Origin of the sequence: Aquibium sp. A9E412 (genome assembly GCF_030398335.1) — a bacterium.
In the GTDB taxonomy this organism is placed as follows: domain Bacteria; phylum Pseudomonadota; class Alphaproteobacteria; order Rhizobiales; family Rhizobiaceae; genus A9E412.
The window spans coordinates 41886-61728 of the sequence record NZ_JAOAOP010000014.1; the positions used below are offsets into that span (position 1 = coordinate 41886).

The window sequence follows — 19843 nt, forward strand, 5'->3', positions numbered from 1 at the left end:
GGCGGTTCAGGTCGCCGCAGGCAGGGTGCCGCCAGGGCGTTTGGGACACGACAGGCTCGGGACGCGCGCTGCCGTCGCGCACCCGGGCAACGAGGAGTCATGCGATGAGACTGAGAACCCTGATCCTGGCCGTCTCCGGCGCGCTGGCGCTTTCGGCGGCGGCAAGCCTGCCGGCTTCGGCCGGCCCGGCCCCGGCGATGGCCGCCGCGACCGTCGATGCCCGCGCGGCGAGCGGCCAGGCCGCCTCCGACGTCGTCGAGGTGCGCCACCGCGACCGCCGCCACTGGCGCCGCGGCGGCCGGCACGGCTCGCGGCACCACTGGCGGCCGCGCGGCCGCAGCGGCATCTTCCTGTATTTCGGCGTGCCGGACACCTATGTCCGCCCGCGCTACGTGCGGCCCCGCTACGTGCGGCCGGGCTATGCCCGCCCGGGCCTGCCGGCCGCTCATGTGCGCTGGTGCGACCGCCGCTACAAGACCTACCGGGCCTGGGACAACACGTTCCAGCCCTATCACGGCCCGCGCAAGGCCTGCCGCTCGCCCTACTACTGAGCCGCGGCCGGCGTGACCGGGAACCGGCCGGCGGCCCTGCGCCGCCGGCCGCCCCAGCCGCCCCGTCCCCACGGGACCCGTGCCGCGCCGCTCAGACGAAGGCGACGCCGACCTCGGTGAGCGAGCGCCAGCGCACCTCGGCCTGGCGCGGCGCCTCGCCGTCGATTTCCAGAACGAACCGTTCGGCCACGGCGCAGATGTCGCCGAAGCGGATGCGCGCGCCGGCGCTCGACATGTCGCGCGCGGTGCCGACCAGCGTGCACTGCCGGTTGCCGAAGACGAGACGCGCACCCTTGAGAACCCGGCGGCGCAGCGTGCCGCGCCGCTCGGCGAAGACACGGCCGTCGAGGCCGATCGACTTGTCGGTTATCGGGATCATGGCCGATCTCCTTCTCTGCCATGCCGGCAGAAGGAGCAAACGCCGTGCCAGACCGTTCTGTCCCGAAACGGGACGCCGCGCCGGAGGCGATCCGGCGCGGCGGGCAAAGGCCGGCCGCGACCCGCCAGGGGCCGCGGCGCCAGCCTCAGTTCTTGTCCTTGTCGACCAGCTTGTTGGCCGAGATCCACGGCATCATGCCGCGCAGCTTCTCGCCGACCGCCTCGATCTGGTGGCCGTCGTTGAGCCGCCGCGTCGCCTTGAAGCGGGCCGCGCCGGAATGCCACTCCTGCATCCACTCGGAGGTGAAGCGGCCGGTCTGGATGTCCTTCAGCACGCGCCGCATCTCGGCCCGCGTCTCGTCGGTGATGATGCGCGGCCCCGACACGTACTCGCCCCACTCGGCGGTGTTGGAGATCGAGTAGTTCATGTTGGCGATGCCGCCCTCATACATCAGGTCGACGATCAGCTTGACCTCGTGCAGGCACTCGAAATAGGCCATCTCGGGCGCGTAGCCGGCCTCGACCAGCGTCTCGAACCCGGCGCGGATCAGCTCGACCATGCCGCCGCACAGCACCACCTGCTCGCCGAACAGGTCGGTCTCGCACTCCTCGCGGAACGAGGTCTCGATGATGCCGGAGCGGCCGCCGCCGATGGCGCAGGCATAGGACAGGCCGAGATCGAGGGCGTTGCCGGAGGCGTCCTGATGGACGGCGACCAGGCACGGCACGCCGCCGCCCTTCTGATACTCGCCGCGCACGGTGTGACCGGGCCCCTTGGGCGCCACCATCAGCACGTCGATCGAGCCCTTCGGCTCGATCAGGCCGAAATGCACATTGAGGCCGTGCGCGAAGGCGATCGCCGCGCCGTCGCGGATGTTGGGCGCGATCTCGGCGCTGTAGATGCCGGCCTGCAGCTCGTCGGGTGTGGCCATCATCATCAGGTCGGCCCAGCCGGCCGCCTCGGCGACGGTCATCACCTTGAGGCCGTCGGCCTCCGCCTTGCGCGCGCTCGACGAGCCGGCGCGCAGCGCCACGGCCACCTCCTTGACGCCGGACTCCTTCAGGTTGAGCGCGTGCGCCCGGCCCTGGCTGCCGTAGCCGATGACGGCGACCTTCTTGCCCTTGATGAGATTGAGATCGGCATCGCGATCGTAGTAGACACGCATCGTCGTTTCCTTCCTTTCAGCGTTTCAGGATCAGGTCTGTCCGGCCCGGGCGGGCCGGCTTCGCACCCCGTAGAGGGCGAGAAACTGCGTGGTGGCGCGCGCCGCGTCGGCGGCGATCGCGGCCCCCTCGGGGCGCGCGCGGTCGCCGAGCAGCAGGCGGATCTGGACGTCGCGCACGACCAGGCCGAAGAAGGTGCGGAACGCCTCCTCCGCGTCGTCGAAGGCGACGAGGCCGGCCGCCCGCGCCGCCTCCAGCACCGGCTTCAGCCGGCGGGCGAGCGCGAAGCGACCGTTGGCGAGCACCGTGCGGCCGAGATCGGCCTCGCCGGTGCCGGCATGGCCGACCGCCAGCCGGTTGAGCGCGACGGAGGTCGGCGAGGTGATGACGGCGAGCCAGTCGGCGGCGAAGCGCTCGAGCCGGGCCGCCAGCGCCGGCCGGTCGATGGTGCCGGTGCCGACGGGCGCGATGCGCACGCCGGAGGCCTGCCACTGCACGATCGCGGTGAGCAGCCCGTCGCGGCCGCCGAACCACTTGTAGAGCGTTTCCTTCGAGCAGTTGGCGCACCGCGCCACGCCGGTCATGGTCAGCCGGTCGCCTTCGGCCACGAGCAGCGCGAGCGCGGCGTCGAGCACCTGGCGCTGGCGCGCGCTCAGCCCCTCACCGTCGCCCACCTCGATCACCATCGGCGCAAGTCCCCGTTGCCGGCCCGCAGCCGGTCTGCCGCGCCCGTGAACCGCGGCGCGGCCCCGAGGCACCGTCCCGCCGCGGTTGCGGCCGGCGAACCGGCCCGTGCTCCGCCCGGACACGCTCGAGCGGCACAGCCGTACCGTACGTTACGGTTCGGTTCAAGAGGCAGAAGACACGGGATCCGGCGCCCCGCCCTGCCGCGCGACGGGCCGCGACGGCACGAGCGGACCACGGTCGCCCGGCGCATGCCCGTGGCGGACGAATGCTGCCTCAGCCGCGCAGCCGGTCGAGCGCGGCCGACAGGGCGGCGACCTCCTCCGGCGCCAGCCGGTCGGCGATCAGCCGGCTGACCGACGGGCCGTAGACGCCCCACATGCGCCGGTGCATGCGCCGGCCGGCATCGGTGACGTGGATCACCTGGCCGCCGGCGCCGCCGCGCTGCACCAGGTCCTTCGCCTCGAGCGCGCCGAGCAGGCGGGCGAGATCGTCGCCCGCCATGACCATGCGCCGCGCCAGCGCGTCCTGACCGATGCCGCCCTCGGCGGCGGCGAGCTCGTGCAGGACGTCGTACCAGGCGAGCGGCGGCAGGCCGTGCGCCGACAGCCGCTCCTCCGCCGTTTCCGACAGGAGCCGCGAGACGCGCAGCAGCCGCGACCAGGCTTCGATCGGGGCGTTGTCGGTTCCGGGATCGTCGAGGAAGGCCATGGCTGGACGCGGACGGGTTGCGGGGTCGGCGCGTGGTGCTGCGCCGCAACGCAGCCTAGGCTATGCCGGGCTCCGTGCAAAGGGGCGGTCCGGCGTCGCCTCCCGCCCGAGCGCGGCGAGAAAGCGGCCGACGGTCGCCGCCATGCCGTGCTCCAGCGCGTCGGCGGTCAGCCCGTGCCCGATCGACACCTCGGCAAGCGCCGGGATGCGCGCGGCGAGCGCCGGCAGGTTGTCGACCGTCAGATCGTGCCCGGCGTTGACCCCGAGCCCGAGCGCGGCTGCCATGTCGGCCGTCTTGCCGAGCGTTTCCAGGGCCTTGGCGGCCTTTCCGGAGTCGTCGTGGCAGGCGCCATAGGGCCCGGTGTAGAGCTCGATCCGGTCGGCGCCGGTCGCCTTCGCCGCCTCCAGCGCCGCCCGGTCCGCATCGGGGTTCGCGAACAGCGAGACGCGGCAGCCGCCGCGCTTGAGCCGCGCGACGACCGGCGTCAGCAGCGCCGCCGCCTCGACGAAGGCCCAGCCGTGGTCGGAGGTCGCCTGCGCCGGGTCGTCGGGCACCAGCGTCACCTGCTCCGGCTCGGTCTCCTCGACCAGCCGCAGGAAGTCGTCCGACGGATAGCCCTCGATGTTGAACTCGGCCTGCGGGAACAGGTCGTCGATCAGCGCGCGCAGCTCCGGCAGGTCGGAAAAGCGGATGTGGCGCTGGTCGGGCCGCGGATGCACCGTCAGGCCGTGCGCGCCGGCCTCGAGCGCGATGCGGCCGAGCCGCGTGACGCTCGGCCACGGCAGGTCGCGCCGGTTGCGCAGCATGGCGATGGCGTTGAGATTGACCGAGAGCTTGGCGGGCATGGCGGGAACCTGTCTGGCAGAGCGCAGGCGCGACCCTATAATGGCCGCACCGGGAACGCCTAGGGCCTGTAGGTGTTGTTTCGTTGAACAAGATGCTGAAAATCCACGGGAAGAGGTCATGAGCGAGTACAGCCCGCCGCCGGTGGTCCGCCGCATCGAGACCGACCGCGCCGACGCCTATGCCTTCGAGATCACAGGCCACATCGCCGCGCCCGACGTGGAGAACGCCTACGGCCTGCTCGAGGCGGCCTATCGCCAGCACGACAAGATCGACCTGATCGTGCTGATCCACGACTACGAGGGCTTCGACTGGAACGCCATCCTCACCGATGCCACCATGCTCGGCAAGACCAACGCGCTGAAGCACATCCGCAAATACGCCGTCGTCGGCGGCCCGGGCTGGATGGCCGGCGCGATCGCCGTCTTCCGGCCCTTCGTGTCGGTCGAGATGAAGCATTTCGCGGCCGACGAGGCGGACGAGGCCTGGGCCTGGATCGACGCCCGGCCGCGCCCGGTGGCATGAGCCGGCCGCGGCCGGCTCAGCGCACGATGGTCAGCCGCTCCGCCGCCCGCGTGATGGCCGTGTAGAGCCACTGCTGGCGCGTGTCGCGGAAGGCGCGGCTTTCGTCGAACAGCACCACGTCGTCCCACTGCGAGCCCTGCGCCTTGTGCACGGTCAGCGCATAGCCGTAGTCGAAATCGTCGAAGCGCTTCCTGAGCTGCCAGGCGATCTCCTCGCCCGGCGCCTCGAAGGCGGCCTTGAGCAGCCGGATCTTGGCGACGCCGCGGTCGGGGTCGTCCTCCTCGGGCGACACCAGCAGGTTGATGCCCGGCTTCGAGGTCTCGCGCGAGGCGGTCATCACCTTCCACAGCGAGCCGTTGAGCAGGCCCTTGGCCGGGTCGTTGCGCAGGCACACCATCTTGTCGCCGGCCTGCGGCAGCAGGCCGTCGAAGTCCTTGAGCTCGCGCAGCCGCTGGTTGTAGCGCCGCCGCGTGCGGTTGGTGCCGACCAGCACCTGGTCGGCCGCCAGCACGCGCTCGCTGTCGACGTCGGCGCGGCCGATCACCTGCGCCGTGCCGTAGTCGCCATGCATGAACTCGCGGCCCTCGCGCACGTCGAGCGCCAGCCGCACGATCGGGTTGTCGCGCGCCTGGCGGTGGATCTCGGTCAGGAGGAAGTCCGGCTCGTGCTCGGTGAAGAAGCCGCCGCCGGAGATCGGCGGCAGCTGCGCGGGATCGCCGAGCACCAGCACCGGCGTGCCGAAGGACAGGAGGTCGCGGCCGAGCGCCTCGTCGACCATCGAGCACTCGTCGATGATGATCAGCTTGGCGCGCGACACCGGGCTCTGCCGGTTGAGCGAGAAGGCCGGCGAGACGAGCGTGCGGCCGGTCGTCTCGTCCTCCACCGTCTCCTCGCCGCGCGGCCGGTAGATCAGCGAGTGGATGGTGCGCGCGTTGGCCGCGCCGCGCGCGCGCAGCACCTGCGCCGCCTTGCCGGTGAAGGCGGCGAACTGCACGTCGCCGTCGACATGCTCGGCGAAATGGCGCGCCAGCGTCGTCTTGCCCGTGCCGGCATAGCCGAACAGGCGGAAGATCTGCGGCCGGCCCTCCTTGAGCCAGCGCGACACCGCCTGGAGCGCGGCATCCTGCTGCGGCGAGAACTGCATGGCCGTCTCAGACCGGATTCTCGCCGCGCGCGCAAGGCGAAACGACGGGGCCACGGGCCGCGCGACGTCACATGCGCTCGGGGTTGCGGTGGTAGCCGGGGCCCACGGTCAGCGCGCTGTCGGGCACCACCGTGTCGGCGATGCGGCTGGTGTAGGTCTTGTCGAAGCTCCACAGCACGGTGTCCTCGCGCCGGTCGAGCACGCGGATCGCCACCCGGTAGGGCCGGTCGGCCTCGACCCCGCGCACCGGCGGCGAGCGCAGCGCGTAGCGATCGGTCATGGTGCTGACGCGCTCGCGCACGACGAGCGGCGGCCCGCCGGCCGGGTTCTCGAAGGCCGCCTCGATCACCGCGCCCGATTCCAGCGGCCGCGCGACGCGCGCGGTGAAGCCGTAGCGGATCTCGGCGATGCGGTAGTTGAAGATGAAGCCGCCGCCGAGGATCTGCAGATAGGGCTGCTCGGCCGGGTCCTCGCGCGTCGCCCAGCCGACGGCGAACAGCACCGCCACCAGCGCGACGGCGGCGACGACGACACGCACGGGTGTGACGATCGCGCTCATGCAACCCATAATAGCCGCACGCCGCAGAGCGCGCCACGCCTTTCGCGCACCGCGCGTTAACGGCCCGGAAGGCGCCGCCGGGTTATGCCATGCTTGCGGTCGGACCGCGTCGTCCGCCGCCGCACCGGAGCGCCATGGCGTTGCCAGGCGAAGCGGACACCGTTCGCCGCTCGGCAACGCGTTGAGACCATGACTTGGAGCGGATCTGCGAGGCCGTGAGGAGCAGACCGGTTCTAGGAAAATCCATGGGGTGGACCACGATGCCGTCCGAAGGCCGCCCGGCGCCGTCCGGCCCGCCGCCCGCAGCCGGGCGATGGGGACCCGCCGCGCCATGACGACGGCCCCGCGACGCGGACGCCGGCGACGCTCGCCACGCCGGCTGATCTACGCCGCGCTCGGCGGCGGCGCGCTGTGGCTCGCGGTCGCCGCGCTCGGCGGCGGCGACGCGGCCCCGGCGCGGCCGCAGCCGGCGACGCCGCTGCACGTCAACCAGCTCGGCTATCTGCCGGACGGGCCGAAGCGCGCCACCCTCGCCACGCCGCGCCGCCAGCCGCTCGCCTGGCGCCTGCTCGACGCGGCCGGCGGCACGGTCGCCGAAGGCATGACCACGCCGCGCGGCGACGATGCCTCGGCCGGGCGCAACGTCCACGTCATCGACTTCGGCGCCGTCGAGGCGACGGGCGACGGCTTCCGGCTCGCCGCGGACGGCGCCCGCAGTCCGCCCTTCGCCATCCGCCCCGGCCTCTACGACGCGGCGGCGCGCGCGGCGCTCTCCTTCTTCTATCCGATGCGCTCGGGCGTCGCGATCGACGGCGCGGTGGCCGGCACTGCCTATGCCCGGCCGGCCGGCCACGCCGCCGCGCCCGGCGACGGCGCAACCAACAAGGGCGACCGGGCCGTGCCCTGCCTGCCGCCGGAGACGGCGGCCGAGCAGTACGGCGAGGCCTGGACCTGCGACTACACGCTCGACGTGGCCGGCGGCTGGTACGACGCCGGCGACCAGGGCAAGTATGTCGTCAACGGCGGCATCGCCGTCGCCCAGCTCCTGTCGGCCTACGAGCGCACGCTGCATGTCGACGGCGCCGGCGCCGAGGCGCTCGGCGACGGCGGGCTGGCCGTGCCGGAGGCCGGCAACGGCGTGCCCGACATCCTCGACGAGGCGCGCTGGCAGCTCGAATTCCTGCTCTCCATGCAGGTGCCGGAGGGCGAGCCGCGGGCCGGCATGGCGCATCACAAGGTGCACGACGACGCCTGGACCGCCCTGCCGACGCTGCCGCACGAGGACCCGCGGCCGCGCTATCTGCACCGGCCGTCGACGGCCGCCACGCTCAACCTGGCCGCCGCGGCCGCGCAGGGCGCGCGGCTCTACCGGCCGCACGACGCCGCCTTCGCCGAGCGGCTGCGCGCCGCCGCCGTGCGCGCCTATGCCGCCGCGCGGGCCGAGCCCGATCTGCTGCCCTCGCGCGATGCCTCGGCCGGCGGCGGCGCCTATTTCGACGAGCGGCTGTCGGACGAGTTCTACTGGGCGGCGGCGGAGCTCTTCGTCACCACCGGCGAGCCAGCCTATCTGGCCGACCTGGAAGCCTCGCCGCACTGGCGCGGCACGGCCTTCCGGCGCGACGGCTTCGACTGGGCCAACGTCGCCGCGCTCGGCCGGCTGACGCTCGCCACCGTGCCGAGCACGCTCGAGCCGGCGGCGCGCGCGGCGGCCCGCGCCTCGCTGGTCGACGCCGCTGAGCGCTACCTGGCGCTGCAGCAGGGCGAGCCGTTCGGCCAGCCCTATGCGCCGGAAAGCGGCCGCTATGCCTGGGGCTCCAGCCACCTGGTCGCGCAGAACGCCATCGTGCTCGCCCGCGCGCACGACCTGAGCGGCGACGCGCGCTTCCGCCGCGCCGCGCTGGAGGCGGCCGACTACCTGTTCGGCCGCAACGCCCTCGGCCTGTCCTACGTCACCGGATTCGGTGCCCGCCATGCCGAGAACCAGCACTCGCGCTGGTTCGCCGCCCAGCTCGACCCGGCGCTGCCGCATCCGCCGCGCGGCACGCTCGCCGGCGGCCCCAACTCCTGGCTCGGCGACGCGGTGGCCGATGCGGCGCTGGCCGGCTGCGCGCCGCAGCTCTGCTACATCGACCACATCGAGAGCTTCTCGACCAACGAGATGACGGTCAACTGGAACGCCGCGCTCGGCCAGTTCGCCGCCTGGCTGGCGGAGCAGTAGCGGCCGGCGCGGCCGGCTACATGCCCTCCGCGCCGCGGTTCATCGCCGCCACGCCGGTGCGGCACACCTCGACCAGGCCGAGCGGCGTCATGATGGCGATGAACTGCTCGATCTTCGACACCCGTCCGGTGATCTCGAAGATGAAGTGCTCGGTGTTGGCGTCGATCACCTGGGCGCGGAAGGCGTCGGCCAGGCGCAGCGCCTCGACGCGCGCGTCGCCCGCCCCGCTCACCTTGACCAGCGCCAGCTCGCGCTCGAGCGGCCGGTCGTGGCCGCGCTCCACCGCCACCGTGGTCAGATCGACCACCCGGTGCACCGGCACGATGCGCTCGAGCTGGTGCTTGATCTGCTCGAGAACGTGCGGCGTGCCGCGCGTGACGATGGTGATGCGCGACAGGTGTCGCTCGTGCTCGGTCTCCGACACTGTCAGGCTGTCGATGTTGTAGCCGCGGCCGGAGAACAGCCCGATCACGCGTGCCAGCGTGCCCGGCTCGTTGTCGACCAGGATGGCGAGCGTGCGCCGCTCGTGGCTCTCGGTTTCGCGGGTGATGAAGTAGGCCGAGCCGGTCGGCTGGAGCTGCGCGTTCATGCGGATGAATCTCTGTTGCAACGGACGCCGCCAAGACGCTGGCGTCATTGGGCTTGCCGCTGGTTTAGTCCCGATCGGCGCGGCCGGCAACCGGGCGGTCGGGCCGCGCCGGCGCGCCCGTGCGGACGTGCCGGCGCGGCGGCTGCGCTCAGACCAGCTCGCGGCCCCTGGCGTCGATGGCATTGGCCACCGCCTCGTCGGTCGCCTCGTCGGGCAGCAGCATCTCGTTGTGCGCCTTGCCCGACGGGATCATCGGGAAGCAGTTGGCGAGCGCGGCCACCCGGCAGTCGAAGATCACCGGCTTGTCGATGCTGATCATCTCGGTGATCGCCGCGTCGAGGTCGCCCGGCTTCTCGCAGCGGATGCCGTGCGCGCCGTAGGCCTGGGCGAGCAGCACGAAATCGGGCAGCGATTCCATGTAGGAGTGCGACAGCCGGTTGCCGTGCAGGAGCTGCTGCCACTGCCGCACCATGCCCATGTACTGGTTGTTGAGGATGAAGATCTTGATCGGCGCGTTGTACTGGATGGCCGACGACATCTCCTGCATGGTCATCAGCACCGAGGCGTCGCCGGCGATGTCGATGACCAGCGCGTCGGGATGCGCGATCTGCACGCCGAAGGCCGCCGGCAGGCCGTAGCCCATGGTGCCGAGCCCGCCCGAGGTCATCCAGCGGTTGGGCCGCTCGAAGCCGAAATGCTGCGCCGCCCACATCTGATGCTGGCCGACCTCGGTGGTGATGTAGGGGTCGCGGTCCCGCGTCAGCGCGTAGAGCCGCTGCACGGCGTATTGCGGCATGATGACGTCGTCGTTCGGCTTGTAGGCGAGCGAGTCGCGCGCCCGCCAGGCGTCGATCTGCTGCCACCAGGGCTCGAGCGCGCTCTTGTCGCTGTGCGCGGTCGCCCGCCACAGCCGCACCATGTCCTCCAGCACCCGGCCGACGTCGCCGATGATGGGGACGTCGACGCGGACGTTCTTGTTGATCGACGAGGGGTCGATGTCGACGTGGATCTTGCGCGAGTTGGGCGAGAAGGCGTCGATGCGGCCGGTGATGCGGTCGTCGAAGCGCGCGCCGATGCACAGCATGACGTCGCAGTCGTGCATCGCCATGTTGGCCTCGTAGGTGCCGTGCATGCCCAGCATGCCGAGCCAGCGCTCGCCCGAGGCGGGATAGGCGCCGAGCCCCATCAGCGTCGAGGTGACCGGAAAGCCGGTCAGCTCGACCAGCTCGCGCAGCAGGTGGCTCGCCTCCGGGCCGGAATTGATGACGCCGCCGCCGGTGTAGATGATCGGCTTCTTCGCCTCGCGCAGCATGGCGACCGCCGCCTTCATCTGCTCCAGGTCGCCCTGCACGCGCGGCTGGTAGCTCGGCCGCGGCGCCGTCTGCGGCGGCGTGTAGCGGCCCTTGGCGAACTGCACGTCCTTGGGAATGTCGACGACGACCGGGCCCGGCCGCCCCGTCATGGCGATGTGGAAGGCCTCGTGCATGACGGCGGCGAGCTGGTCGACGTCCTTGACCAGCCAGTTGTGCTTGGTGCACGGCCGCGTGATGCCGACCGTGTCGCACTCCTGGAAGGCGTCCGAGCCGATCAGCGTCGTCGGCACCTGGCCGGTGATGCACACCAGCGGAATGGAATCCATCAGCGCGTCCTGCAGCGCCGTCACGGCATTGGTCGCGCCGGGGCCGGAGGTGACCAGCATGACGCCGGCCTTGCCGGTCGAGCGGGCATAGCCCTCGGCCGCGTGGCCGGCGCCCTGCTCGTGGCGCACCAGCACGTGCTGCACATCCTCCTGCTGGAACAGCTCGTCATAGATCGGCAGCACCGCGCCGCCCGGATAGCCGAAGACGTGCTCGACGCCGTTGTCGCGGAGCGCCTGGACGACGATCTCCGCGCCGGTCATCTCGCCTTTGGCGGGTTCCGCTCCGCGCGGCTCGGACGCTGTCTTGTTCATTGGTCTTGTCCCGTCTCGTGCCCTGCCGGGCATCCTGCTCGTCTCGCGCGCCGCACCGCGTGCCGGGCCGGCGCCATTGCCTGTCCCTGAGCACGATTGTTGCCGAAAACCGGTCGGCAGCTTTCGGGATCATGCTCTAGCGGCCTTTCGGCCAATAAAAAAGGCCCCCGAAGGAGCCCTGACATCGCGCATGGGTGGCTGTCGCCCGGCGGCTACGCCGCCCTGCCCATCCGCATTCCAAGTACGATGATGTGATCCATAGCCATCGGCGCGGACCATACGGGCGGCGCGCGCCGCCTGTCAACCGGCTAGATGCGGCGCCTCAGGCGGGCGAGGACAGCTTGAGGCCGATCATGCCGGCGACGATCAGCGCCACGCTCGCCACCCTGAGCGGGCTCGCCGCCTCGCCGAGCACGGCGATGCCGACGATGAAGGCGCCGACGGCGCCGATGCCCGTCCACACCGCATAGGCGGTGCCGAGCGGCAGCGCGCGCATGGCGAGCGCCAAGAGCCAGAAGCTGGCCACCATCGCCACCAGCATGAGCGCCGTCGGCAGCGGCCGGGTGAAGCCGGCCGACTGCTTCATCGCCGAGGCCCAGACGACCTCGAGCAAGCCGGCGATCAGAAGTTGGATCCAGGCCATGTGACGCTCCCTGCCGCTGGCGTGTCCGCGCAGCCCGCGTCCCGTCGGCCGCGGGCTGCGCGGTGTCGTGATGCGGTCGGCTTAACCGGGTGTCAACCATCCCGCCACACGCCGCCTTAACCGCGCGCCCCCTAGCCTCGGCCGAGGTGGGACAGAAGGACGGCCCTTTGCATGTTTGTCGAACGCACTGAGACCCGAGGCGAGACGACGCCGCAGGAGCGGCGCGACCGGCACCAGCCGCAGTCGCGCGTGCTCGGACACGTCGTGCAGTGCGACGGCGCGCGCGCGGTGATCGCTGCCGAGGCGCAGGGCGACGACCTGTCGCCGGCCGCCGTGTGGGTCGTCGGCAAGCTGATCTCGATCAACCTGGGCGCCACGCGCACCGTCGGGCTGGTCTATGCCATCGAGCAGCCGGAGCGGCGCTGGAGCGAGAGCGCCGGCAACGCGATCTCCGTCGGCGTCGAGCTGATCGGCGAGGTGCGCGACACCCCCGACGGCCCGGTGTTCGACCGCGGCATCACCACCTACCCCTATCTCGGCGCGCCCTCGCACCGCATCCGCGCCCGCGACCTGCAGGCCGTCTACGACCTGGCCGGCCGCAAGTCCGTGTCGATCGGCCGGCTGTCGCAGGACGAGTCGATCGAGGCCTGCATCGCCATCGATTCCACCCTGACGCGCCACTTCGCGGTGGTCGGCACCACCGGCGTCGGCAAGTCGACGGCCGTCTCGCTGCTCGTGCGCAAGGCGATCGCGACCCGCCCCGACCTGCGTGTGCTGATCCTCGACCCGCACAACGAGTTCGCCGGCACGCTGCCCGACGACGCCGTGGCGATCGACACCGCGTCGCTCGACCTGCCGTTCTGGCTGTTCCGCCTCGAGGAGCTGGTCGAGGTGCTGTTCCGCGGCCGCGAGGCGGTGCCGGAGGAGGTCGAGCTGCTGCGCGACCTGATCCCGCACGCCAAGAACGCCTATCGCAGCGGCGGCAACAACCCGCTGCTGCGCCGCGCCAGCGACGGCAACGCGGTGACCGCCGACACGCCGGTGCCCTACCGCATGGCCGACGTGCTGCGCGAGATCGACGAGCGCATGGGCCTCTTGGAGAACAAGGGCGAGCGGCCGCTCTACCGCGCGCTGCGCACGCGCATCGAATCCGCGCTCAGCGACCCGCGCTACCGCTTCATGTTCGCCTCGCGGCTGATCGAGGACACCATCCACGAGACCATCGGCCGCATCTTCCGCGTGCCGCACGAAGGCCGCACCGTCACCTGCTTCCAGATGGCGGGCCTGCCGTCGGAGGTGGTCAACTCGGTGTGCTCGGTGCTGGCGCGGCTGGCCTTCGATCTCGCCATGTGGAGCAACGGCCGGCTCCGGCTCCTGATGCTGTGCGAGGAGGCGCACCGCTACATGCCGGCCGACAGCCGGCTCGGTTTCGCGCCGACGCGCCACGCGCTGTCGCGCATCGCCAAGGAGGGCCGCAAGTACGGCTGCTATCTCGGCGTCGTCACGCAGCGGCCCGGCGAGCTCGACCCGACCATCCTGTCGCAGTGCTCGACCGTCTTCGCCATGCGGCTCGCCAACGAGCAGGACCAGGCGATCATCCGCTCGGCGATCGCCGACACCTCCGCCTCGACGCTGTCCTTCCTGTCGGCGATGGGCCAGCGCGAGGCGATCGCCTTCGGCGAAGGGGTGGCGACCACCATGCGCATGAAGTTCGAGGAGCTGCCGGCCGAGCTTCTGCCGGGCGCCGGCAATCCCGGCGCCAAGGACGGCGCCGGCGCGCCGGTCGGCGACGGCGAGGTCGACCTGGTGTCGATCGTCAACCGCCTGCGCAATGTCGGCCGCCGCGAGACCGCCCCCTTGGGCAGCGGCCGCGGCAGCGCTTTCGACCGGACGAGCGAGCCGGAACCGGTGCCCGTCTACCAGGAGGAGCGGCCGCTGACGGGGCTGCGCCGCAGCCCGCTGCGCGCGCCCTGGGAGTAGCCGCAACGCCGCACCCGACGCGTGTGCCGCGCAGGCGCAGGGGTCCGGCGCGCAAGCAAACCGCTTCACTCCCTTCGGCGTCATGGTCTAGGCTTGCGTCCGGTCGCCTGAACGGACGGAGCAGCGCATGGCGCGGCGCGGCGTCCGTGTCGCCACCGGTCTCTGCGGGCTTGCCGTCGTCGCGCTGTTCGTGGCGGCGGACCTGACGGGTTCGGCGCTGCGGCACGGCTATTCGATGATCAGCCAGCCGATCAGCGAACTGGTCGAGACCGGCGCGCCCAACAAGCCGTTCATCGACGCCCTGCTTCTGGCCTATCACGGCCTCCTCATTCCCTTCGCGCTCGGCCTGCACGTCAGCGTCGCCGGCGCACGCGGCGACCGCGAAGGCCCGGCGCTTCTCGCGCTGGCCGGCGCGCTCGGCGTGCTGCTGACGCTGTTCTTTCCGTGCGATCCCGGCTGCGCGCCGCTCGTCTCGCTGCGCGGCACGCTGCACATCGTCATCGCCGTGCCCATGGGGCTGGCCATCCTGTTCGCCATCCTGGCCTTCGCCCGGCGGCTTGCCGCCGCACCCGCATGGGGCGCGCGCTATGCCCGCCACGCGCGCATCAGCTTCGCGGTGGGCATGGCGCTTGCCGTCCTCACCGTCGCACTGGCCGAGAGCGCCTGGGTCGGGCTGCTCGAACGGCTGCTGACGGCGAGCTATCTGCAATGGTATGCCGTGATCGGACTGGCGCTGCTGCGCGGCGCCGCCGGCCGCACGGCCTGACGCGCCGGCACCGGCCTCAGGCGCACACGCGGTTGCGACCGAGCCGCTTGGCCTTGTAGAGCATCTTGTCGGCGCGGCGGAAGAACTCGTCGGCCGACTCCTTGCCGTCCCACACGGCGAGCCCGACGCTGGTCGTCACCTTCAGACGCACGTTGCCGGAGGTGATGGCCAGGCCCGACACGGCCTTGCGGATGCGCTCGGCGAGCTTGTGCAGCATCGCCTCGTCCATGCACGGCGCCACCACGGCGAACTCCTCGCCGCCGAGCCGCGCCACCACGTCGTGATAGCGCGTCAGATCCTTGAGACAGCGGGCCACCTCGCGCAGCACCTCGTCGCCGATGTCGTGGCCGTGCGTGTCGTTGACCTGCTTGAAGTGGTCGAGATCGAGGATCATCAGTCCGACCGGCTTGTCGATGCGGCGGAACTCGGCGAGGTATTCGTGCAGCGCATCGTCGAAGTAGCGCCGGTTCTGCATCCCCGTCAGCCCGTCGGTCAGCGCCGCGTGCTCCAGCGTCTCGGAGCGCGCGCTGAGCGATTCGGTCATCGCGCGCAGCTTGCTTTCCTCGCGCACCTGCGTGCGGATCAGCGGATAGATGAAGAAGACGCCGAACAGCACCGACACGCCGAGCAGGATCACCGTGCTGAACAGCAGCTTGGCGAACAGGCCGACCTGCGGCAGATCGAGCGAGCCGGCCAGCGCCTCCGCGTCGGTGCGCAACAGGCCGTAGGCGAACACCAGCAGCGCGCCGGCGCCGAGGATCAGCGTGATGAAGACGATGAACGCCGTTTCGGCCTTGTGGAAGCGCATGGTTTGCCCTGAAAACCCTCGCCATTTATGCCACGAAACGACCTTACGGCAGGTTAACCCGCCGTGCCGAAACGCAGCTATCGCGCGGTTTGTCGAGGCTCAGGGCACGCCATGCGAGTCTTCCAGCGCGGCTTGCGCGCTGCGGTAGCGCCGCCAGGCCGGGCCGAGCTGGTGGCGGAACCACGTCGCCTGGCGCTTGGCGTATTGCCGCGTCGCCGCCTTGGCGCGCGCGGCCGCCTCGGCAAGCGTGCCCTGCCCGTCGAGCACGGCCGACAGCTCGCGCACGCCGATCGCCTTCATCGCCGGCAGCGCCGGGTCGAGCGCGAGCGCCCGCAGGGCCGCCACCTCCTCGAGCGCGCCGGCCTCGAGCATGGCGTCGAAGCGCCGCTCGATCGCCGCGGCGAGCGCCGCGCGGTCCGGTTCGATCACCAGCGCAGAGGCCTGCGAAAGGTCGACCAGCGGCGCCGAGCGCGCGGCCTGCCAGGCGCCGATCGGCCGGCCGGAGGCCTCCAGCACCTCGAGCGCGCGCACGATGCGCTGGCCGTCGCCGGGCTGCAGCCGCGCCGCCGTCTCCGGGTCGCGTGTCGCGAGCGCGCGGTGCAGCGCCGCGCTGCCTTCCGCCGCCAGGCGCCGGCGCAGCCGCGCGCGCAGCGCGGCCGGGATGTCGGGCATCGGCGCCAGGCCCTCCGTCAGGGCGCGGAAATAGAGCCCGGTGCCGCCGACGAAGATGGCGCGCCGGCCGGCGAGCGCGCCGGCCTCGACCAGCGCCGCCACGTCGGCGAGCCAGCGGCCGGTCGAATAGGCGCATGCCGGCGGGACGTGGCCGTAGAGCCGGTGCGGCGCGGCCGCCAGCGCCGCGGCGTCGGGCCGCGCCGTCAGCAGGTCCAGCACGCCATAGACCTGCATGGAATCGGCGTTGACGATGACGCCCCCGGTGCGCCGCGCGACGGCGAGCGCCAGCGCCGACTTGCCGCTGGCCGTCGGCCCGGCTATCAGGACCGCATCCCGCAACGCCCCGGCCCCGCCCGGTGAAGCCGCCTGTCCCATGTCCCTCGTCGCCACGCTGATCTCCGACCCGCTGCACCGCGCCGTGACGCCGCCGCTCGCCAATAGCGTCGCCGAGCGGCTCGGCGCAAGCCGCCTCGACTGGCTGGCCGAGGCGGTCGCCTGCGACATCGCCCTGCCGGCGGCGACCGATGCCGCGACGGCGCGCGAGGCGCTGCGCGCCGCGCTCGCCGGACAGGCCGTCGACGCGGTGGTGCAGCCGGCCGCCGGGCGGCGCAAGGCGCTGCTCCTGGCCGACATGGATTCCACCATGATCGACCAGGAGTGCATCGACGAGCTGGCCGACGCGATCGGCATCAAGGCGCGCGTCGCCGAGATCACCGCCCGCGCCATGCGCGGCGAGATCGCGTTCGAGCCGGCGCTGCGCGAGCGCGTCGCGCTGCTCGCCGGGCTGGAGACGACCGTCGTCGAGCGCGTCATCGCCGAGCGCATCACGCTTGCCCGCGGCGGCCGCGAGCTCGTCGCGACGATGAACACCGCCGGCGCCTTCACGGCGCTGGTCTCCGGCGGCTTCGACGTCTTCACCGGGCCGGTCGCCGGCCGCCTCGGCTTCCGCGAGCACCGCGCCAACCGGCTGATCGAGGAGGCCGGACGGCTCACCGGCCATGTCGCCGAGCCGATCCTCGGCCGCGCCGCCAAGGCCGCCACGCTCGACGAGCTCGCTGCGCGCCTCGGCATCGCGGCCGAGGCGGTGCTGGCCGTCGGCGACGGCGCCAACGATCTCGACATGATCCGCATGGCCGGCGCCGGCGTGGCGCTGCATGCCAAGCCGGCGGTCGCCGAGGCCGCGCCCTTCCGCATCGACCACGGCGATCTCACCGCGCTTCTCTACATGCAGGGCTACCGGCGGGACGAGTTCGCCGCGTGAGGCCGCTGTTCTCAGAGCGCCTGGTGATCCGCAACTGGCGCGACAGCGACCGCGCCTTCTTCCACCGCATCAACTCCGACGAGGCGGTGATGGCCTTCTTTCCGTTCCGCCGCAGCCGGGCCGAGACCGACCGGATGCTCGACCGTCTCGTCGCGCACATCGAGACGACGGGGCTCGGCTTCTTCGCCGTGGCGCTCGGCGACAGCGACCGGCCGATCGGCTTCGCCGGCCTCTGCCCGCAGGACGTGGTGCCCGACCTGCCGGCCGGCGCGGTGGAGATCGGCTGGCGCCTGGCGCCCGAGCACTGGGGCCGCGGCTACGCCACGGAGGCCGCGCGCCGCCTGCTCGCCTACGGCTTCGACACGCACGACCTGGCGGAGATCGTCTCCTTCGCGGTGTGGAACAACACGCGCTCGCTGGCGGTGATGGAGCGGCTCGGCATGCAGCCGGTCGCCGGCGGCGACTTCGACCATCCGCGCGTGCCCGACAGCCACCCGCAGCTGAAGCGGCACGTGCTCTACCGGCTGACGCGCACGGCCTGGCGGCGCGGGACGGACGGCCGGCCCGGCGCCTGACAGCCCGGGCCGCCGCCGGTCAGTTCATGCGCAGCGTGACGAAGCGCAGCTCGCCGGTGCGCGAGGCGAGCATCAACAGCGCGTTCTTGCGCCCCTCGCCGCGCAGCGCCTCGATGCGGTCGAGCACCTGCTGCGGCGTCGACACCGATTCCTGCGCGATCTCGACGATCACCTCGCCGGCCGCGATGCCCTTCTCGGCCGCCGCGCTGTTCTCGTCCACCTCGGTGATGACGACGCCGGCGACGTCCTCGGCGATGTCGAACTCCTGGCGCAGCGACTCGTCGAGGGCGGCGACCGTCATGCCGAGCACCGATACGGTCTCGACCGCGCCCTCGTCCTCGCCGCCGTCCTCGGCCGCGGCCTGGTCCATGTCCTCGAGCCGGCCGAGCGTGACGCTGACCGTCTGCCGCTCGCCCTTGCGCACGATGGTGACGGAGACCTGCTTGCCGACCGGGCTTTCGGCCACCAGGCGCGGCAGGTCGCGCATCGCCTCGACCGGCGTGCCGTCGAACTCGACGATCACGTCGCCCGGCTCGATGACGCCGTCGGCGATCGGGCCGCCCTCGATGATGCCGCTGACCAGCGCGCCCATGGCGCGCTCCATGCCGAGGCTCTCGGCGATGTCGTCGGTGACCGGCTGGATGCGCACGCCGAGCCAGCCGCGCCGCGTCTCGCCGAACTCGCGCAGCTGGTCGATCACCGTCACCGCCAGCTCGGACGGGATGGAGAAGCCGATGCCGATCGAGCCGCCGGTCGGCGAGATGATCGCCGTGTTGATGCCGATCACCTCGCCGGCCATGTTGAACAGCGGACCGCCGGAATTGCCGCGGTTGATGGCCGCGTCGGTCTGCAGGTAGTCGTCATAGGGGCCGGAGCCGATCTCGCGGTCGCGCGCCGACACGATGCCCACGGTCACCGTGCCGCCGAGGCCGAACGGGTTGCCGATCGCCATCACCCAGTCGCCGATGCGCATCGCCTCCGAATCGCCGAACGGCACCGCCTTCAGCGTCTTCTCGGCGGTGTCGACCTGCAGCACCGCGATGTCGGTCTTGGGGTCGGTGCCGACCAGCTCGGCGTTGAGCGTCGAGCCGTCGGAGAAGTTGACGACGATCTCGTCGGCGTCGGCGATCACGTGGTTGTTGGTGACGATGAGGCCCTGCTCGGCGTCGATGATGAAGCCGGAGCCGAGCGACTGGCTGCGCCGGCCGCCGGGCGGCGGCTCGCCCTGCCGGTCGCGGAAGAACTCGTCGAAGAAGTCCTGGAAGGGCGAGCCCTCCGGCACCTCCGGCAGCGGCACGTTGCCGCTCTCGCCGCGCGAGGAGGTCGAGATGTTGACCACCGAATCGAGCAGGGTCTCGGCCAGGTCGGCCACCGAGGCCGGGCCCTGCGCCCGCGCCTCGGGCGCTGCCAGCGGCGCGACGGCGGCGGCCAGCGCGACGCTCAGCACGACACGCGCCAGCGCGGCGCGCGCCGCACCGAAGGATGCAGTTGGGATCATTGCGGCTTGCCTCCCGCTTGCCATGTGGTGTCCGGCCGGCCCGGATGCCGGCGATTGTAGGACCCGAAATAAGGCACGGTTGCGGCCCGCACAGGGCACGGCCGGTCAACCGCGCTCACAACGTCTTTACCCGCGCACCAGCCACACGACGGCCACGCCGACCGCCATGGCGGTCAGCCCGGCCGTGCGCAGCACGCTGTCGGGAAGCCGGCTCGCCTCCGCGGCGAGCCGTCTGGCCAGGCCGGGCGCGCCGCCGTAGAGCAGGCCCTCGAGCACGAGGACCAGCCCCAGGGCGGCGAGGAAGTCCGCCACCGGCGCGGCC

At 72.2% G+C, this 19843-nt stretch carries 21 protein-coding genes; 7 read left to right on the top strand and 14 right to left on the bottom strand.

Translation table 11 applies throughout. The features are described from left to right. Positions 1-104: 104 nt before the first annotated feature. On the top strand, positions 105-551 hold the full coding sequence (locus N1F89_RS07850) for a BA14K family protein (RefSeq protein ID WP_290083117.1): 447 nt from the start codon (positions 105-107) through the stop codon (positions 549-551). 91 nt (positions 552-642) lie between these two features. On the opposite strand, the gene N1F89_RS07855 is transcribed toward N1F89_RS07850, so the two are convergent. The 5 genes from N1F89_RS07855 to N1F89_RS07875 all read right to left on the bottom strand — a co-directional run bounded on the left by N1F89_RS07855 (position 643) and on the right by N1F89_RS07875 (position 4334). After that, positions 643-930, bottom strand: a complete 288-nt coding sequence (locus N1F89_RS07855) for a PilZ domain-containing protein (RefSeq protein WP_290083119.1) — start codon at positions 928-930, stop codon at positions 643-645. 145 nt (positions 931-1075) lie between these two features. Then, complete coding sequence (gene ilvC / locus N1F89_RS07860) at positions 1076-2095, bottom strand: ketol-acid reductoisomerase (RefSeq protein ID WP_290083121.1); 1020 nt, start codon at positions 2093-2095, stop codon at positions 1076-1078. 30 nt (positions 2096-2125) lie between these two features. Continuing rightward, positions 2126-2779 carry a TetR/AcrR family transcriptional regulator C-terminal domain-containing protein gene (locus tag N1F89_RS07865; RefSeq protein ID WP_290083122.1) on the bottom strand — a complete coding sequence of 218 codons (654 nt, stop codon included), beginning with the start codon at positions 2777-2779 and terminating at the stop codon, positions 2126-2128. A gap of 274 nt (positions 2780-3053) precedes the next feature. Then, positions 3054-3488, bottom strand: a complete 435-nt coding sequence (locus N1F89_RS07870; protein WP_290083125.1) for a MarR family winged helix-turn-helix transcriptional regulator — start codon at positions 3486-3488, stop codon at positions 3054-3056. A gap of 60 nt (positions 3489-3548) precedes the next feature. Then, positions 3549-4334, bottom strand: coding sequence for a pyridoxine 5'-phosphate synthase (locus N1F89_RS07875; RefSeq protein WP_290083127.1), 786 nt, complete (start codon positions 4332-4334; stop codon positions 3549-3551). Positions 4335-4452: 118 nt separating this feature from the next. Between N1F89_RS07875 and N1F89_RS07880 the strand changes: the two genes are divergently transcribed. Continuing rightward, positions 4453-4857: an STAS/SEC14 domain-containing protein gene (locus tag N1F89_RS07880; RefSeq protein ID WP_290083128.1), complete on the top strand. Its 405-nt coding sequence runs from the start codon at positions 4453-4455 to the stop codon at positions 4855-4857. A gap of 16 nt (positions 4858-4873) precedes the next feature. Here the strand turns inward: N1F89_RS07880 and N1F89_RS07885 are convergent, their stop codons facing one another. After that, entirely contained in the window at positions 4874-6001 is a 1128-nt protein-coding gene (locus N1F89_RS07885) for an ATP-dependent RecD-like DNA helicase (protein ID WP_290083130.1), read from the bottom strand. Between the two features lie 67 nt (positions 6002-6068). After that, the gene (locus tag N1F89_RS07890) at positions 6069-6560 is read right to left on the bottom strand and encodes a hypothetical protein (RefSeq protein ID WP_290083132.1); all 492 of its coding nucleotides are present in this window, start codon (positions 6558-6560) and stop codon (positions 6069-6071) included. A gap of 331 nt (positions 6561-6891) precedes the next feature. Here N1F89_RS07890 and N1F89_RS07895 point away from each other — a divergent pair, with 331 nt between their 5' ends. Then, complete coding sequence (locus N1F89_RS07895) at positions 6892-8778, top strand: glycoside hydrolase family 9 protein (protein WP_290083134.1); 1887 nt, start codon at positions 6892-6894, stop codon at positions 8776-8778. A 16-nt stretch (positions 8779-8794) separates the two neighbouring features. Here the strand turns inward: N1F89_RS07895 and ilvN are convergent, their stop codons facing one another. The 3 genes from ilvN to sugE all read right to left on the bottom strand — a co-directional run bounded on the left by ilvN (position 8795) and on the right by sugE (position 11961). Next, positions 8795-9367, bottom strand: coding sequence for an acetolactate synthase small subunit (ilvN, locus tag N1F89_RS07900; protein ID WP_290083136.1), 573 nt, complete (start codon positions 9365-9367; stop codon positions 8795-8797). A 148-nt stretch (positions 9368-9515) separates the two neighbouring features. Then, positions 9516-11318, bottom strand: a complete 1803-nt coding sequence (locus tag N1F89_RS07905; protein WP_290083138.1) for an acetolactate synthase 3 large subunit — start codon at positions 11316-11318, stop codon at positions 9516-9518. Between the two features lie 322 nt (positions 11319-11640). After that, on the bottom strand, positions 11641-11961 hold the full coding sequence (gene sugE, locus N1F89_RS07910) for a quaternary ammonium compound efflux SMR transporter SugE (RefSeq protein WP_290083140.1): 321 nt from the start codon (positions 11959-11961) through the stop codon (positions 11641-11643). Positions 11962-12132: 171 nt separating this feature from the next. Between sugE and N1F89_RS07915 the strand changes: the two genes are divergently transcribed. Both N1F89_RS07915 and N1F89_RS07920 read left to right on the top strand, forming a co-directional pair. Then, positions 12133-13941 carry a DUF87 domain-containing protein gene (locus N1F89_RS07915; RefSeq protein WP_290083141.1) on the top strand — a complete coding sequence of 603 codons (1809 nt, stop codon included), beginning with the start codon at positions 12133-12135 and terminating at the stop codon, positions 13939-13941. A 127-nt stretch (positions 13942-14068) separates the two neighbouring features. After that, on the top strand, positions 14069-14707 hold the full coding sequence (locus N1F89_RS07920) for a DUF998 domain-containing protein (protein ID WP_290083143.1): 639 nt from the start codon (positions 14069-14071) through the stop codon (positions 14705-14707). A 16-nt stretch (positions 14708-14723) separates the two neighbouring features. Here the strand turns inward: N1F89_RS07920 and N1F89_RS07925 are convergent, their stop codons facing one another. Together N1F89_RS07925 and miaA are read right to left on the bottom strand one after the other, a co-directional pair. Beyond that, positions 14724-15515 (bottom strand): GGDEF domain-containing protein, encoded by a 792-nt coding sequence (locus tag N1F89_RS07925; RefSeq protein ID WP_290083145.1) that lies wholly within the window; start codon positions 15513-15515, stop codon positions 14724-14726. A gap of 99 nt (positions 15516-15614) precedes the next feature. Continuing rightward, positions 15615-16562 carry a tRNA (adenosine(37)-N6)-dimethylallyltransferase MiaA gene (miaA, locus tag N1F89_RS07930; RefSeq protein WP_290083169.1) on the bottom strand — a complete coding sequence of 316 codons (948 nt, stop codon included), beginning with the start codon at positions 16560-16562 and terminating at the stop codon, positions 15615-15617. On the opposite strand from miaA, the gene serB reads away from it, so the two are divergent. Both serB and N1F89_RS07940 read left to right on the top strand, forming a co-directional pair. Continuing rightward, the gene (serB, locus tag N1F89_RS07935; RefSeq protein WP_290083147.1) at positions 16561-17448 is read left to right on the top strand and encodes a phosphoserine phosphatase SerB; all 888 of its coding nucleotides are present in this window, start codon (positions 16561-16563) and stop codon (positions 17446-17448) included. The two genes, miaA and serB, sit on opposite strands and share 2 nt — an antisense overlap. Continuing rightward, positions 17445-18023 (top strand): GNAT family N-acetyltransferase, encoded by a 579-nt coding sequence (locus tag N1F89_RS07940; protein WP_290083149.1) that lies wholly within the window; start codon positions 17445-17447, stop codon positions 18021-18023. The genes serB and N1F89_RS07940 overlap by 4 nt, the downstream gene beginning before the upstream one ends. 19 nt (positions 18024-18042) lie before the next feature. On the opposite strand, the gene N1F89_RS07945 is transcribed toward N1F89_RS07940, so the two are convergent. Both N1F89_RS07945 and N1F89_RS07950 read right to left on the bottom strand, forming a co-directional pair. Beyond that, positions 18043-19521 (bottom strand): DegQ family serine endoprotease, encoded by a 1479-nt coding sequence (locus tag N1F89_RS07945; protein WP_290083151.1) that lies wholly within the window; start codon positions 19519-19521, stop codon positions 18043-18045. A gap of 126 nt (positions 19522-19647) precedes the next feature. Further along, complete coding sequence (locus N1F89_RS07950) at positions 19648-19833, bottom strand: DUF2065 family protein (protein ID WP_290083153.1); 186 nt, start codon at positions 19831-19833, stop codon at positions 19648-19650. Positions 19834-19843: the final 10 nt, after the last annotated feature.